Below are 15,667 nucleotides of genomic sequence, written 5' to 3'. Positions count from 1 at the left end.
CCTACTACCCAACAAAATAAACCGAGAGACATCTCTCGGTTTATTTTCTATATTTTTTTGCATAATGAGCCAAAGTAAGCAATGGATATATATGAGCATAACTATGATAACGAATATAAAACCCACCTGGTAAACCTGTTCCAGTAGGATATTTTTCATTTATATAAGAGTTGGAGAGCAAATATGAAATACCTTTTCGAATGACTGGCGTTTCTTTATCATAGTAAGAAATGAGGGCATCTAACGCCCATGCTGTTTGGGATGGTGTACTAAATGGCAAAGTAACAAATCTTTTTTCCACACTACTTTGGCAAGATTCTCCCCAGCCACCATCTTCATGCTGTATATGTTCAAGCCATAAAGCTGCTCGTTTCACTGATGGATCGCTAGATGGTATTCCTAGTGACCGTAAACCAGTCAACACTGCCCACGTACCATATATATAACAAATTCCCCATTTCCCATACCACGATCCATTTTCCTCTTGTACATTCATTAACCAATTTATCGCACTTTGTTTTTGTTTCTCGGGCAATTCATTTTGCGTATACGTTCCGAAAAATTCTAATACTCTTCCTGTAATATCTGGTGTAGAAGGATCTGTAATCATATCACTTGCATTTTCGATTGGTAAATTTGCTAATATACGGCTCGTTACCCCTTTTTCAAAAGCCCCCCAACCACCATCATTATTTTGCAATCCTTTAACCCAATTAACCGCTCGCTTCCAAGCAGTGTCTACATTTTCGTTCCCTCTACTTCGCGCCAATGCTCTTAACGCAGCAGTTGTATCATCAATATCTGGAATCGTCGTATTCACATCCGAAAAGCCCCAACCACCCGGGAAGAGATCCGGTGCATGTACACTCCAATCTACTTTCTTCGTTTGCTGTTTTCTTAGTAAATATGCTGATGCATTGTGAATCACTTTACTTGCTTTCGGAACTTGAGCTTCTTGCAAAGCATAACTGAGTAAAGCTGTATCCCATACAGTTGATGGAGAGTTTTGCAAATGGCTCCCTCTCTCCATCTTCCATATATAAGATGTGATTCCCGTTATAGCTTTTTGAATAATTGGTGATTGAATAGAATGTCCTAATGCAAGTAAAGCATAAATCATATAAAACGAGGCAGTTGCGTAGCTATATAATGTTCCATTTTCATCAATACGCTCTTTCATAAAACGTTCTACTTCCTCATATCCTTTATGATGCAAAGAAAGTGGATACGTTATAATTTTCTTCACGTCACTTACTAACGTTTGAAAAACTGGAGACCGATCCTCCCGAAACCATTCTCCGCCCCCGCCTGCAATGTGATTTAAATTTGGCAATAACTTTTTCCCTACTCGAAATCTTTTATTTAAACACAACATCATCGGAATTAAATGAATACGTGCTGAGCTACTCAGTTCAAAAATACTGAGAGGGGAATCATTCTGCAGAAACATAATTGGTGTTGGCAAATGAAAGAGAGAAGGATATTCATATTCTCCATGAATCGCTAATAAAAACTTCGTCATAAAATGAGCACGCGCTACCCCACCGCGCTCATTTATAAACATTTCCGCTCGCTTCATATTCACATCTTCTTTTGTATATTTTTCCGATGCAAGTAAGGCAGCATAAGATTGAATTGTAGCAGATAAATTACCACCCACTTCATCTTCATACAATTTCCATGTTCCTTCATTTGTTTGGAGTGATGCTAATCTTTTTACAAACGGTTCTATCTCTTTATCTTTACCTAATAATTTTAATAAAAAAATCATATGACAATCTGTTAGTGGCGCTCCTTCAAAACAAAACCGCCACGTACCATCTTGCCGTTGCATTGTTTGAAGTGCAGTTGTTCTTCTCGCTATTTCTTCATGCACTTTTTCATATAATAACAAGTTGCTCACCCACCCTTTCGAAATCCGTATAACGATATTCAAAAAGGTAGCTGAATATGTATAAAAACAAAGAAAAGCAGAACATATAAAATGTTCTGCTCATAAACAATACCCTACTCCGACAATAATCCCTAATAAAGCACCGACTACTACTTCATACGGTGTATGCCCAACAAGTTCATTTAACTTCTTATATTCTGTTTCTCTACCGTGAAAAAAGTCATTCAATATTTTTGCTTGTTTACTTACTGCAAGCCTTACTCCTGAAGCATCATACATAACAATAATGGCAAAAATTGTAGCAACCGCAAACATCGAGCTTTCCACACCTTCCACTACTCCAACTCCTGTAGCAAGCGCTGTAACTGTTGAAGCATGAGAACTTGGCATCCCACCTGAAGCAAAAAACTTTGCAAAATCAAATTCACCTGTTTTAACTAATTTGAAGACTACTTTCGTTAATTGTGCTAAAAACCATGAAATTACAGCTGCCATAAGCGGATCATTATGTAAAATTGTTTCCATGTTCTCAGCTCCTTACTGACTATAATGGAAATTCTATATAATATAAGTATAAAGAAAAATGCGTAGAAAATACTACGCATTATGATACTTTTGCTGATTTATTTTTTATAAATTTCGGTTGTTTCTGCACTAAAAACTTAGTCTTCGCTACCGAGAATACAAATAATGCAACCCATATACAGAAAAATGCAATCATATGAGTAGATGTGAAATGTTCACCAAATACGAATACACCTAAAATTAAGCTAATTGTTGGTGCAATATATTGTAAAAAACCTACCATATAAAGCGGAATAAGTTGGGCTCCTTTTGCAAAATAAAAAAGTGGTAGAGCTGTAACAATACCTGCTCCTATTAATAGTAATGTCGATAACATTGAAATAGATCCAAATGAGCCGAAACCATGGGCGCCTGTCATAACAAGGTAAATGATTGCAAGCGGTGTCACTAACATCGTTTCCATCGTAAGTCCAATTGTAGCATCATAGTTTAACAGTTTTTTCGTTAATCCGTATAATCCAAATGAAAAGGCAAGTGAAAGAGAAACCCACGGAATAGATCCGAAACGCACTGTTAAAATGATAACCCCCACTCCAGCTAAACCAACTGCAACATATTGCCAGAAGTTTAACTTTTCCTTTAAAACGACTGTACCAAGTAAAATACTAATAAGCGGATTAATATAATAGCCAAGACTCGCTTCAATAACATGATTATGATTAACGGCCCATATGTAAACAAACCAGTTTCCGCTAATCAAGACTGAAGCTATTGTTAATGACATTAATAATTTAGGTCGTTTAAAAAGATTCACAAATTCCCCAATAAACTGACGAAACCTCTTCGTAACACCTAATACGAGTAACATAAAAACAAATGCCCAAACGATGCGGTGTGCTAATATTTCATCTGCTGGAACTTCCTCAACCCATTTCCAATAAATCGGTAGGATTCCCCACATCGTGTAAGCACCAGCCGCGTATAGTATCCCTTTTTTTTGCTCTGCTGATTGACTCCCCATCTTCCTTTTTCTCCTCTTCTCATTTTTTCTCCATTATACGGTCTCACATGCTCACTTTACCAATAATCAATCTGCATTTCTTTCGACATTTCTCATACAACGAATAATAAACATACCGTTATTACAACAAGTAACGGTATGCCGAAAACAAATTTCTTTTTATGAGTTTTATGATGAAACATATACATGCCGATCCAAGCTCCAACTGCTCCTCCAGCTGCCGCCGATAAAAACAACGTACTTTCTGGCGTTCTCCACTGTTTCTTCTTTGCTTTTCGTTTATCAAGCCCCATAAGGCTAAAAGCTATAACGTTAATAATAAGAAAATAAATCCATTTCATCGCTTTCTCTCCTTATGAAAAATTCGATTAATAGTAACACGAAAAAACGACGGAAACAACTGAAGAACTCTTTTTATCCAACTAGTTTCATTCCTTTTTCTTAATTAGTTACCTTCATATTTACATAACCAACTAAAATCGCAGTTAAAGCATTTAATATAGAAAAATGTTATGAGTAGAATCTTATATTTCATTACATTCATCCACTACCATATCATCAAAAAAATTGCTCTCAATCACTTTCTCATCAAAACGAAGAACTACAATTAGCCCTACATATAAAGAAACAAAATTTAGAAACCATTCCCCATTCTCATCTTTCTTAGCTAAGCATTTAAATATCTCTTGAAATTGCATACGCTCGTCTGCAGCAACAATGGGACGTACACCAAAATATTTCAATACAAGATTCAGCTTCAGCTGTACGGATAATGATAAAATATATTTTAATAGCTTCGTATACTCTGCACTATCTTTTTGACTATACAACTTCACAAGCTTTGGATGTAAATTCGAAATCGATAATTCCTCGTCAGTCACTCTAGTTACTTCTATCGTTTCAATCATCTTTTTCATATCCATCACATTCACCCCTTCTGAAAAAATTCTAAAGCCAAAGAGTACTTAATTCAAAATGTACAACAATTGTGCGTTTCTCGTCTCTCGTTCTTCCTCACTGACTAAATCATACTTTTTTAGGAGGTGAAAAACATCATTTAATAATTTCTGTGAATGAATACCTTGCAAAAAACTCTTTAACTCTTTAAAGATCCCTTCAGGTAAAAAATTCTTTTGACTTTCAAGCTTATTCATCACATCTTCAATAGAATGATCAATGTTACATACCATACTAAACTTCCCTCTCTATCCTCTATAAATAATATCCTCAGCTAACGATGTAAACACTTCTCCAACAAGAGAATCTTCATCATATACAGATGAACCATTATTTTCTTCACGTTTCGCAAAAGGTATTTTGGCAATTACTTCTGTTTGCAATTGTTCTGCAAGCATTTCGCCGCCGCCTTTTCCGAAGAGATAATTTTTCGATCCATCTTCTTCTTCATAATAAGCCATATTTTCCACAATACCTAAAATCTCATGCTTCGTATGTTTTGCCATTACACCAACTCTTGAAGCAACGAATGAAGCTATATTGTGCGGAGTTGTAACAATTATTTCTTTCGCTTGCGGAATCATCGCTGCAACATCAATCGCAACATCTCCTGTACCTGGTGGTAAATCAAGTAATAAATAATCTAATTCTCCCCAGTGCGTATTCGCAAGGAAATTTTGAATCCATTTATTTAGCATCGGTCCGCGCCACATCACTGGGTTATTTCCTTCTGTAAAGAATCCCATCGACATGATTTTAACACCGTGACTAATGACTGGAATTGCCGTTTGATCAATCATCGTTGGTTTCTTATTCGTTTCCATCATAGCTGGAATACTAAAACCATATATATCTGCATCTAATATCCCCACTTTTTTGCCCATACGAGCTAGTGCAGTTGCAAGATTAATTGTCACCGTTGATTTTCCAACTCCGCCTTTTCCGCTCGTTACAGTAATAAAACGTACTCCTGAATCCGGGCGAAGCATGCTCGGCATACCAGTTTCTGTTCTAGTATTTCGCTTTAACTTCTCTGTTAAAGCTGCACGTTCTTCTTGTGTCATAGAACCAAATGTTACCTCCACTTTAGAGGCACCAATTGCGTGAAGCGATTCTTCAATATCTTGTTGAATTTTTGCTTTTAACGGACAACCTTGGATTGTTAGTACTACTTCAAGTTTAACCTCTGTTCCGTTCATTTGTATATTTCTAACCATATTTAATTCTACAACACTTTTGTGTAACTCTGGATCCTCTACATGTTTTAATGCATTCATTATTTGTTCTTGAGTAAGCATAGAACTCATCCCTTCTCTTATTCTAATTTATATACAACATTTTCTTGGCACTTCATCTGGTGAAAAAGCTTATTATCCCCCGCTAACGGGTGGGATTAATGCGACTATATCTCCGGCTTTTATCATCTCTTCATTTATTACAAACTCTTCATTAACAGCCACCATCACTTTATCCAGCGATTGTAAACAATAGCTGGCTTTGAGCCATTCTTTTAATTGCTGCACTGTCATTTCTTGCTTTTCTGAAATTACTAATCGATCCGATCCAACTTCCTCACGCAAATTTGCAAACAGTAAAATTGTAATCATTTTTTCATTCTTCCTTCTTTGGTTTTCCTTCTGGATAAGGTGTGTTTTCAAGTTGATCTCCAACCCACATCGTTCCATCTTCCCAAAATTCTTTTTTCCAAATTGGAACGATTCGTTTTATACGTTCAATCGCGTACTCATTCGCTTCATAAGCTACTTTACGATGCGGTGATGAAACTGCAATGACTACCGCAATATCCATTATTTCTAGCCGCCCTACACGGTGCGTAATTGCTACTTTTGCATCCAGCCATCTTTCACTAATTTCTTCACCAATTCTCATAAGTTGTTTTACTGCCATCGGTTTATATGCTTCATACTCTAAATGTAGCGTTCGTTTTCCTTTTGTTAATTCTCTCACCGTACCAATAAATGTTGTAATCGCACCTGCTTCCCTTCTTGCGACTTTATTCGTTACTTCTTCAACTAAAATCGGTTTATCTACAATCTCAAATAGCACTTGTCCCATTAAAACCACCTCTCACTTTATGAAATGTCCAAGGCCATTCACTACCTTCGTTATCTTCTAATAAAAGAACATCGACAAACATATCTTTTTTATATCCTCTTGTCCCGCCCGGCAATACGATAAACGCGTTGGATTCTGCCAATGAAGAAACTGAGCTAGATTTATCAAACCCTGATGGATAAGCGATTAATTTCCCCTCATCATATTGCAATTTTGCTCGTACAAATCTTGTAAATGGATTCGGTTTTAGAAAATCTTCTCCTAATAACGCTTTTTCTCTTTTTAAATGTACTTTTTCACTAAACATATACGTCCGAATACACGGTCTTACGAATAATTCAAACCCTACGTAACAAGCTGATGGATTCCCTGATAAACCAAATAATAACTTGCCATTTAATTGTGCTACAGTCGTAACACTTCCTGGTCGCATTGCAACTTTATTAAAAAGAACAGATGCACCTAACTTTTCGTAAATAGCTGGTAAATAATCATAATCTCCTACTGATACACCGCCCGTTGTAATTAACATATCTACTTGGCCAAGCGCTTCTTTCACAGCTGTAAAACACGTATTAAAATCATCACTAAACTTCCCAAAATATTTTACTCTTCCGCCCGCTCTTCGAATTTGAGACAATATCATGTACGTATTACTGTTTCGGATTTTCCCTGGCTGTAATGAATCATTGACATCCAGTAATTCACTCCCAGTCGCTAACAGTCCAATTACAGGCTTTCTCGCAACTGGTACTTCACTATAACCGAATGTAGCAAGAAGAGCTGAAATACCTGGATTAATGTACGATCCCTTCTTTGCAAGAACTGTTCCTTTACGAGCATCTTCACCTTGAAAAGAAATATTGTCGCCCGTTTTGAATGATCGCTTCACTTCCATATAATTGTTGCCATTCTTCTCATATTAACGAGTCAGCTCTAACATAACAACCGCATCACACCCATTCGGAATTTGTGCTCCTGTCATAATTCGAACTGCTTGAAATGGACCTACTTTCTCATGGAATAGCGATCCTGCACCAATTTCACCCACTACTTCAAATACAATTGGCGTTTCATAACTTGCTAAATTAGTATCTTCTGCTCGAATAGCAAATCCGTCATACGGCGAACGATTAAATGACGGTACATCATGGTCAGCTACTAAATCCTCTGCTAATATACGTCCATAAGCTAATTCAATTGGTAATAGCTCCTTTAAGCCCTTATCAGCAAATCCCATCACTTTACGAACAGCTTCTTCAACCGTAATTGGCACTCTTCTTTCCATTGTTGACATCCTCTCTATTAACCGAATACGCGATAATATAGTTGTTTCGCTTTCGAAATATCATTTGTACCATGAATAAAAACACGACCATCCCGAAAAAAAACGATGCGGTAATCATCGAATTGGCAAGATAGTAAATACGGATTCCGATCTACTTTTCCCAGTTTTTTTAATACTTTTTCTATATCATCAAAATTGTATTTCCTATTGTCTACTGTTCTAATTTGAACTGTATTTCTTCCGCATAAAACAGCTGCTTTCGTTTGATTTTCGTATGATAAATAAGGATAAGTTCGATTCAAACCGCATGAGAGACAAGCGTCTGTTTTTATTTTCCCTAATTTTATAAAATGATTTTGATTACTCCATATATCAAACATGAAAAATGTTTTTCTAATTGCTGAGAAATCTTCCACTAAAATTTTGAGCGCTTCTGCCACTTGATATGCTGCGACGATTTGAACAGTCGGGCTAATAATCCCAGCAGTATCACACGTCACACCTGTAACAGGGATATTTTTCAGCATACAATGTAAACACGGTGTCTCTTGCGGAATAATTATATAACTCATACCATATGATCCAACGCAAGAACCATATACCCACGGAATATTATGTTTTTGTGATAAATCATTTATTACAAATCGAATATCAAAATTATCTGTTGCATCAATGATTACATCTACATTTTTTAATAGACCTTCCATATTTTCTGAAGTTGCATCCATTACGAAAGCATGTATTTGTACTTCCGAATTAATTTGTTCTAGCCGATTTTTTGCAGCAATTGCTTTCGGCATTTTCTCTCTCGCATCTTGTTCAGAGTACAATTGTTGCCTTTGTAAATTACTCCATTCAACGTAGTCACGATCGATAATCGTCAACTTACCAACACCTGCACGTACGAAACTTTCGGCACTTGCACTTCCTAATGCGCCTGCCCCTACAATTAACACATGTTTATTTCGAATTTTTTCTTGTCCTTTACTCCCAATTGGTTTGAACAACTGTTGTCGTGAATACCGATCAGCCATTACATACCCTTCCTCTCAAGAACTCTATTTCATATTAGAATGTTGTTTCTGATAACAAGCAAAGTAAGCAAAACCAACAAACCCAGCTCCTCCAATTACATTTCCGATAAAAACAGGAACAAAATTTTTAGCCAGATCCATCCACGTTAGATGACCAGCAAAAATAACAGCGGAAATGACAAACATATTTGCTACTACTTGCTGAAATCCAATCACTACAAATGCCATAATTGGAATCCAAATTCCGATGATTTTCCCGACAAAATCACTCGTCCCGTAAGCGAGCCAAAGAGCAAGACAAACGAGCCAATTACAACCAATTGCTAAAATCAAAGTTCTCCCAAATGATTCATGTAACTTCCCTTCCGCTATCGCTACCGTTTTATTTAAATACTCTCCCTCTGTTAATCCGCCAAGATGTCCAAAGCAATACGCAACGAAAATTGCCCCAATAAAGTTCATGAGAGTAATCCAAACCCAGTTATTCAGTACACTTATCAATGTAATTTTCTTTGCATAAAGCGCCATAGACAGTGACATCATATTTCCCGTAATTAATTCTCCTCCTGCTAATACTACGAGCATGAGTCCAACAGGAAATACTGCTCCTCCTAAAACATTCACTAGACTTCCCCAGCGCTCAGGTAAATTCCCTAAAACTCGAATGTTAAGTAAAAAACCTATCGCAATAAACGCTCCTCCTAAAAAACCGAGAATAAGCATCGCTGGCAATGTCTGTCTTACTTTTTGAACACCGGCCTCAATGACAAGCTCAGCAATTTGTTCCGGCTTATGAAATGCCATTACCCATTCCTCCATTTTCTCCAAATAAAAAAGCAGCTTCAAAAAACCTCCTCAAAATAAAGGTTTTTGAATGCTGCTTAATTTCTCTGCACATCTTTTACAGAGATATCAATCATCACTTTTACTATAAAATAGAAAATCCACAACTCTTGTAAATTTTCCATTTTTCACTATGACGCTAGCTATATATATTAACCACCGATATGTGACATTTCAATTTTAGGTATTGTTTTCTTATTTGTATGATTTAAGCGTTCATCTGAATAACGATCTTCCCTATTATTCCATATATCGCGTACTACATCTGTAATGTCCTCATCTGTATGTTCAGAACGAAGCAATTCTCTTAAATCATTTCCTTTAGAAGCAAATAAGCAAGTATATAATTTTCCTTCTGCAGAAATACGAGCTCTCGTACATGATGAGCAAAAAGAATCTGTTACTGATGAAATAATACCTATTTCCTCATCGCTTCCTATATAACGATACCTAGTAGCCACTTCACCAGAATAATTTGCTTCTATCCGTTCTAACGGCATAACTTGATGAATCGTATCTACTATTTCTTGTTTAGAGACGACCTCTTTTAAATCCCAACCATTATAATTTCCAACATCCATATACTCAATAAAACGAAGAATATGCTTATTTTCCTTAAAATATTGCGCCATCTGCAAAATGTCCTGTTCGTTTTTTCCCTTTTGAACGACCATGTTTATTTTAATTTTCATTCCAACTTCAGCTGCAGCCTGTATTCCTTCCAGAACCCTTTGCACTTTGCTCCTATTACCATTTAAATAGAAAAACCGCTCTTCTTCTAAGGAATCTAAGCTAACTGTTACACGTGATAGTCCCGCCTTATATAAATCAGGAGCAAACTTTTTAAGTAACGATCCATTGGTTGTTAAACCGATATCTTCTACACCATCAATTTTATTAAGGCGCTCAATAAGCTTTGGAAGCCCTCTTCGAAGTAACGGTTCTCCGCCTGTAATCCGTAATTTTCTCACACCTAAAGAAACGAAAATACGTGTTATCCTTTCAATTTCATCAAAAGATAAAATTTTATCATTAGACAAAAACGAGTAATCAGGACCAAATATTTCTTCTGGCATACAATATCGGCAGCGAAAATTACAGCGATCAGTAACTGAAATACGTAAATCCTTTAACGGACGTTGCAACTTGTCTAATGTAACTGATTTCATCTTCATTGCCTCACTTTTATTTTATATTTAAAACACGTTCTGGATGGGTATATACATTTAAGGAGTGATTACGAATAAATCCTATTGTCGTAATACCTAAATCTTCCGCTAGTTGCAAAGCTAACTCAGTTGGAGCTGATTTTGATAGTATAATTTCACAACCGATTTTTGCAACTTTCAATAATATTTCCGAAGAAATACGACCACTAAAAACAATGATTTTATCTTTTATAGAAATATCGTTTCTTAAACAATAACCGTAAATTTTGTCTAGTGCATTATGCCTACCAATATCCATTCGGCTTAAAATAATACCATTAACATCACATAAAGCTGCATTATGAACCCCACCAGTACGATGAAACGTATCCGCAGATTGCTGCATTTCTTTCATTAACCGAAAACAATCATCGGCAGCAACCTGTACATGGACACCCTTCATTTTTTTTGCACTTAGTGCATCATTTGCAAAAACAAACCCTTGCCTACTCATACCACAACAAGACGTAATATAGCGTTTATTTTGCATTTGTTCATAATACGGATTTACTTTTGTCGTTGTTATATGCACAAATCCTTCTTTCTCCTGCACCCATACACTATCAATGTCTTCATACTTCCGAATGATTCCTTCAGACGCCAAGAAGCCTATTACCATATCTTCTATATATTCTGGAGTACTAACCATTGTAACAAACTCCTGTCCGTTCATTTTAATGGTGACAGGAAACTCTGTTACAATGCTGTCCTCTATATGTATAAATGCTCCTTGTTCATAACGAAAGATTTCTCTTTCTACCTGTATCGGTTTCACGATCAGTATCCTTCTCTCACGTTATATTTTTATCAAAAACAAATACAGAAACTGCAATATCTTCTTCTACTTTCATATCTGAAAACAAATTCACTAATTTCGCTCCAACAAGTTCCTCCAAATGTTCACGGGAATTCGCAGCATACACTTCTTGAATCATTTTCGTTCTAGCCATATGAACCATTTCCGCACCGTCCATCGTACTTGAAATAAATTTTTCAGTAGGTGTTAAGTTTCCATAAAGAGTCGCTATAGCCATATTTTCCGCAAAAACAGTATGAATTCGTTCTGGTCCTTTTCCGAAAAGTTCCTTTCGAAGTTTTCGTATCATATCATTAAATTCATGTACTTTTTTTGACATACAATTATACCTCCCAAAAGCCTCATTTTACTCTATTATATATTTTACCAAAATGAGCCTTCCGCCCAAACTATTTCCTACAAATATTTGGGCGGAAAGGTTCACTTCATGAAGTTTATTCGTCTTTTAACCCTTTCCCCATACCTTTTAAGAAATGAAGCCCAAACCCGATAGCACGGTTAATATCTGGGTCTTTCAATACTTTCATAAGATCGAATACCCCTACTTTTTTATTACTTTCTAGATGTTCATTACCTTCTTCTAGCCCGACTAATAAACTACCTATAAGCTTTTTCGTAAGTTCTGGGTCAAGTTCAGTTAACGCACCTGCAGCGCCCATCATATTATTAATTAAATTTGTAACAGGCTCACGAGTTACTTGACCTAGAACAATTTTCGCAATTGGTTCTTTCGCTTTTAGCATTGAATTTGCAGCTTCTAGCATTCCAATGTCATTTAATTCCCCTACTATATTAAACATCTGATTTAGAGCTTCTTCATTATTAGTTAGAAGCTCTTTTAAATCATCTAACTTTTGCTGTTTTATTTCTTCCTCAGTTAATTCTTGTTTTTGAATCATTTTTATAGGTGCAGCCATAGTTTTCTCCTCCTACTTATCCGTTAAATGCACATACCCTGGACGTGCCCACTTACGATGTACCTCAATTCCAGCTTGAGGGTGACGTTTTTTATTGCGTGGGTTCGCTTTTGGCATCGGATTTTCGCCATCAACTTCTAATACTTCCATACGTACTTTTGTTTGTTTATACGCAGGTGTATTCGTACGTACATCCACAGCAGGACCTGTTAAGAAATTAATTGCCGTTTCGTTATCTGTAGAGTTCATCGGTAAATATAACTCATTCGCTTTTACACGATCTGTAACGAGTGCACGTAATTTTAATGCTCCAAAAGGAGAGACAAGACGAACTAACGAACCTGTTTTTACGCCACGTTCTTTTGCAAGGTCTGGAGAGATTTCAACGAAAACACCAGGTACTTTCGTTTGAATACCTGTTGATTTATTTGTCATATTCCCTTCATGGAAATGCTCAAGCATACGACCGTTGTTAATGTGAAGGTCAAACTCAGCTGGAAATTCAACTGGACGTACCCAGTCAGCAATCGCAAAACGAGCCTTTTTATCTGGGAAGTTAAATCCGTCTTGGAACAGAAGTGGTGTATTCGTTCCATCAAAACTTCCCCAATGGAAACTGTTCCATCCTTCAAGCACTTCATAGTTCGCTTGCGAGAACAATGGTGATAAACTTGCCATCTCAGCAAAGATTTCACTTGGGTGGCTATAATTCCAGTTTGCACCTAGTTTATTCGCAACTTCCTGGACGATCCACCAGTCTGGTTTCGCATCTCCTAGCGTAGGAAGAACTTGATATAATCTTTGGACACGGCGCTCTGTATTTGTGAAAGTACCTTCTTTCTCAAGAGATGGCGCTGCTGGTAATACAACATCTGCATATTGAGCAGTTTTAGAAAGGAAAACATCTTGCACAACGAAGAAATCAAGGCTCGATAACACTTCATGTACATGATTTGCATTAGAATCTACAAGAGCCATATCTTCTCCGACAAGATACATTGCTTTCATTTTTCCTTCGTCAATTGCGTGAAGCATTTCGATATTATTAAGACCTGGTTCACTATCAATTTTCACTCCGTAAGCAGTTTCAAATTTCGCACGTTCCATTTCGTTAGTAACGTGCTGATATCCTGGAAGCCATCCTGGTAAAGTACCCATATCACAAGCACCTTGTACGTTATTGTGGCCTCGAAGTGGGTATGCGCCTGCTCCTGGACGACGGTAGTTCCCTGTTGCAAGAAGTAAGTTTGAAATTGCAGCGGAAGTATCAGAACCACCTGTATTTTGCGTTACCCCCATACCCCAAAGGATACATGTACCATCTGCATCACGAATCATTCCAGCCATTTGAATAAGCGTTTCTTTTGAAATGCCTGTTACTTCTTCTGCATATTCAAGTGTATATTCCTCTAGGCTTTCTTTGAAATCTTCAAAGAAGTTTACATTCTCATTAATGAATTCCTGATCATGCCAACCTTGATCAATCATATATTTCGTAACAGCCATTAACCAAACTTGATCTGTTCCTTGTTTTGGACTAATAAAGACATCTGATCGCTCTGCCATTTCGGTTTTACGAAGATCAGCTACAATTAACTTTTGTCCGTGTAATTTATGTGCACGTTTAATACGTGTAGCTAGAACAGGATGACCTTCTGTCGGATTACATCCTACAATAATAACAAGACCAGATTGCGCAATATCTTTAATCGTTCCGGCATCACCGCCCATACCAATTGTACGGAACAAACCATCCGTTGCTGGTGATTGGCAATAACGTGAGCAGTTATCAATATTATTCGTTCCAAATACTTGTCGAGCTAATTTTTGAATTACATAATTGTCTTCATTTGTAATTTTAGAGGAAGAAATAAATCCGATAGAACCTTTACCGTACTCTTCTTTAATAGCGCCTAATTTATTTGCAACTACATTCAGTGCTTCTTCCCATGTAGATTCAACAAACGTTCCATTTTTACGAATTAAAGGTTTTGTTATTCGTTCTTTAGAATTTACGAAATCCCAACCAAATTTCCCTTTTACACAAGTGGAAATTGCGTTAACTGGTGCATCTGAAGATGGCTGTACTTTAAGAATTTTACGCCCCTTCGTCCACACTTCAAACGAACAACCTACACCACAAAATGTACATACTGTTTTCGTTTTCTTCGTACGAGTATCACGCATGGCCGCTTCCACTTCTGATACCGCAAAAATACCGCTATATCCAGGCTCAACTTCTTTAATTAAATCTACCATCGGTTCAAGAATATCTGGTTTTAATCCCGTCATAAATCCAGCTTCACCGAGCATCGTTTTCTCCATTAAAGCGTTACAAGGACAAATCGTTACACATTGACCACAGCTAACGCATGAAGAATCATTAATATTTACTCCTTCATCCCAAATAACTCGTGGGCGTTCCGCTTCCCAGTCTATCGATAACGTTTCATTTACTTGTAAGTTTTGACACACCTCAACGCATTGACCGCATGCAATACATTGATTAGGATCATAGCGATAAAACGGATGCGTCATATCAACTTCACTTACATCTACTTTCGGTTCATACGGATATTTTTGATGTTCAATTTCCATTAATTCTGCTGTATTATGCAGTTTACAGTTCCCATTGTTGTTGTCACATACTGTACAGTATAATAAATGATTTTCTAGTAACCGATCCATCGCCTCTGTTTGTGCTTCTTTTGCGCGAACAGAAGCACGTTCAATGTTCATACCTTCCGTTGCTATCGTCGAACAAGAACGCATTAACTTTCCGTCAACTTCTACAATACAAGTGTCACATGTTTGAATAGGATCTACTTCTGGCACGTAACAAATTTGCGGATGTTCAATCCCGTTCTCATTAATAACACCCAATATCGTTGAACCGGGCTCCGCTGTATACTTTTTTCCGTCAATTGTAATATGAACCATGTTGTTATTCATGGTCTTTCCCCCTTTTTGAGAATAAAAAAACTCCACCACGAAAATATACGCACCACATTTCGGCACGTTATTATCATGGTGGAGTAGTTTATTAGCACATCTTGCTAAAATACCAATCCATTTATTCATAAATAA

At 36.9% G+C, this 15,667-nt stretch carries 16 protein-coding genes and 1 pseudogene; all 17 read right to left on the bottom strand.

Annotated features, from left to right (window positions below):
- Positions 1-40: 40 nt before the first annotated feature.
- Positions 41-1,894 carry a terpene cyclase/mutase family protein gene (locus ACTFRM_RS07865; RefSeq protein ID WP_000928145.1) on the bottom strand — a complete coding sequence of 618 codons (1,854 nt, stop codon included), beginning with the start codon at positions 1,892-1,894 and terminating at the stop codon, positions 41-43.
- A gap of 99 nt (positions 1,895-1,993) precedes the next feature.
- The gene (locus ACTFRM_RS07860; RefSeq protein ID WP_000447820.1) at positions 1,994-2,419 is read right to left on the bottom strand and encodes a divergent PAP2 family protein; all 426 of its coding nucleotides are present in this window, start codon (positions 2,417-2,419) and stop codon (positions 1,994-1,996) included.
- A 79-nt stretch (positions 2,420-2,498) separates the two neighbouring features.
- Positions 2,499-3,440, bottom strand: a complete 942-nt coding sequence (rarD, locus tag ACTFRM_RS07855; RefSeq protein WP_000535539.1) for an EamA family transporter RarD — start codon at positions 3,438-3,440, stop codon at positions 2,499-2,501.
- A gap of 92 nt (positions 3,441-3,532) precedes the next feature.
- Positions 3,533-3,781, bottom strand: coding sequence for a DUF1294 domain-containing protein (locus ACTFRM_RS07850; RefSeq protein ID WP_000871349.1), 249 nt, complete (start codon positions 3,779-3,781; stop codon positions 3,533-3,535).
- A 183-nt stretch (positions 3,782-3,964) separates the two neighbouring features.
- Positions 3,965-4,363 carry a hypothetical protein gene (locus tag ACTFRM_RS07845; protein WP_000367297.1) on the bottom strand — a complete coding sequence of 133 codons (399 nt, stop codon included), beginning with the start codon at positions 4,361-4,363 and terminating at the stop codon, positions 3,965-3,967.
- Between the two features lie 42 nt (positions 4,364-4,405).
- The gene (locus ACTFRM_RS07840) at positions 4,406-4,630 is read right to left on the bottom strand and encodes a hypothetical protein (RefSeq protein ID WP_000227056.1); all 225 of its coding nucleotides are present in this window, start codon (positions 4,628-4,630) and stop codon (positions 4,406-4,408) included.
- A gap of 15 nt (positions 4,631-4,645) precedes the next feature.
- Complete coding sequence (locus ACTFRM_RS07835; RefSeq protein ID WP_000957507.1) at positions 4,646-5,695, bottom strand: P-loop NTPase; 1,050 nt, start codon at positions 5,693-5,695, stop codon at positions 4,646-4,648.
- A gap of 72 nt (positions 5,696-5,767) precedes the next feature.
- A complete protein-coding gene (gene moaD, locus ACTFRM_RS07830) occupies positions 5,768-6,004 on the bottom strand; it encodes a molybdopterin converting factor subunit 1 (RefSeq protein WP_000628499.1) in 237 nt (78 codons plus the stop codon).
- A gap of 4 nt (positions 6,005-6,008) precedes the next feature.
- On the bottom strand, positions 6,009-6,473 hold the full coding sequence (gene moaE, locus ACTFRM_RS07825) for a molybdopterin synthase catalytic subunit MoaE (protein WP_000531881.1): 465 nt from the start codon (positions 6,471-6,473) through the stop codon (positions 6,009-6,011).
- Positions 6,454-7,761, bottom strand: a pseudogene (locus ACTFRM_RS07820) (molybdopterin molybdotransferase MoeA). Before ACTFRM_RS07820 ends, moaE begins: the two are co-directional and overlap by 20 nt.
- A 17-nt stretch (positions 7,762-7,778) precedes the next feature.
- Positions 7,779-8,795 (bottom strand): molybdopterin-synthase adenylyltransferase MoeB, encoded by a 1,017-nt coding sequence (locus ACTFRM_RS07815; protein ID WP_000785259.1) that lies wholly within the window; start codon positions 8,793-8,795, stop codon positions 7,779-7,781.
- A gap of 24 nt (positions 8,796-8,819) precedes the next feature.
- A complete protein-coding gene (locus ACTFRM_RS07810) occupies positions 8,820-9,599 on the bottom strand; it encodes a formate/nitrite transporter family protein (protein WP_000863998.1) in 780 nt (259 codons plus the stop codon).
- A 191-nt stretch (positions 9,600-9,790) separates the two neighbouring features.
- Positions 9,791-10,807 (bottom strand): GTP 3',8-cyclase MoaA, encoded by a 1,017-nt coding sequence (gene moaA / locus ACTFRM_RS07805; protein WP_000844124.1) that lies wholly within the window; start codon positions 10,805-10,807, stop codon positions 9,791-9,793.
- Between the two features lie 16 nt (positions 10,808-10,823).
- A complete protein-coding gene (gene fdhD / locus ACTFRM_RS07800) occupies positions 10,824-11,621 on the bottom strand; it encodes a formate dehydrogenase accessory sulfurtransferase FdhD (RefSeq protein ID WP_440043164.1) in 798 nt (265 codons plus the stop codon).
- Between the two features lie 16 nt (positions 11,622-11,637).
- Complete coding sequence (locus ACTFRM_RS07795) at positions 11,638-11,982, bottom strand: DUF2294 domain-containing protein (protein ID WP_000039582.1); 345 nt, start codon at positions 11,980-11,982, stop codon at positions 11,638-11,640.
- A 115-nt stretch (positions 11,983-12,097) separates the two neighbouring features.
- Positions 12,098-12,580, bottom strand: coding sequence for a DUF1641 domain-containing protein (locus ACTFRM_RS07790; protein WP_000729897.1), 483 nt, complete (start codon positions 12,578-12,580; stop codon positions 12,098-12,100).
- A 12-nt stretch (positions 12,581-12,592) separates the two neighbouring features.
- Positions 12,593-15,532: a formate dehydrogenase subunit alpha gene (gene fdhF / locus ACTFRM_RS07785; RefSeq protein ID WP_440043163.1), complete on the bottom strand. Its 2,940-nt coding sequence runs from the start codon at positions 15,530-15,532 to the stop codon at positions 12,593-12,595.
- Positions 15,533-15,667: the final 135 nt, after the last annotated feature.

The sequence above is a fragment of the Bacillus cereus group sp. MYBK227-1 genome, from assembly GCF_051916325.1.
In the GTDB taxonomy this organism is placed as follows: Bacteria; Bacillota; Bacilli; order Bacillales; family Bacillaceae_G; genus Bacillus_A; species Bacillus_A cereus.
The sequence above is the reverse complement of the archived record's forward strand: the minus strand, read 5'-3'. Positions and strand labels throughout refer to the sequence as shown.

Bases quoted from the DNA above. Each gene is read 5' to 3' on its own strand.
- ACTFRM_RS07835 (WP_000957507.1), bottom strand. From the start codon at position 5,695: ATGCTTACTCAAGAACAAATAATGAATGCATTAAAACATGTAGAGGAT.
- moaD (WP_000628499.1), bottom strand. From the start codon at position 6,004: ATGATTACAATTTTACTGTTTGCAAATTTGCGTGAGGAAGTTGGATCG.
- ACTFRM_RS07810 (WP_000863998.1), bottom strand. From the start codon at position 9,599: ATGGCATTTCATAAGCCGGAACAAATTGCTGAGCTTGTCATTGAGGCC.
- ACTFRM_RS07790 (WP_000729897.1), bottom strand. From the start codon at position 12,580: ATGGCTGCACCTATAAAAATGATTCAAAAACAAGAATTAACTGAGGAA.
- ACTFRM_RS07795 (WP_000039582.1), bottom strand. From the start codon at position 11,982: ATGTCAAAAAAAGTACATGAATTTAATGATATGATACGAAAACTTCGA.
- ACTFRM_RS07845 (WP_000367297.1), bottom strand. From the start codon at position 4,363: ATGGATATGAAAAAGATGATTGAAACGATAGAAGTAACTAGAGTGACT.
- rarD (WP_000535539.1), bottom strand. From the start codon at position 3,440: ATGGGGAGTCAATCAGCAGAGCAAAAAAAAGGGATACTATACGCGGCT.
- ACTFRM_RS07860 (WP_000447820.1), bottom strand. From the start codon at position 2,419: ATGGAAACAATTTTACATAATGATCCGCTTATGGCAGCTGTAATTTCA.
- moaA (WP_000844124.1), bottom strand. From the start codon at position 10,807: ATGAAATCAGTTACATTAGACAAGTTGCAACGTCCGTTAAAGGATTTA.
- ACTFRM_RS07850 (WP_000871349.1), bottom strand. From the start codon at position 3,781: ATGAAATGGATTTATTTTCTTATTATTAACGTTATAGCTTTTAGCCTT.
- fdhF (WP_440043163.1), bottom strand. From the start codon at position 15,532: ATGAATAACAACATGGTTCATATTACAATTGACGGAAAAAAGTATACA.
- ACTFRM_RS07815 (WP_000785259.1), bottom strand. From the start codon at position 8,795: ATGGCTGATCGGTATTCACGACAACAGTTGTTCAAACCAATTGGGAGT.
- moaE (WP_000531881.1), bottom strand. From the start codon at position 6,473: ATGGGACAAGTGCTATTTGAGATTGTAGATAAACCGATTTTAGTTGAA.
- ACTFRM_RS07840 (WP_000227056.1), bottom strand. From the start codon at position 4,630: ATGGTATGTAACATTGATCATTCTATTGAAGATGTGATGAATAAGCTT.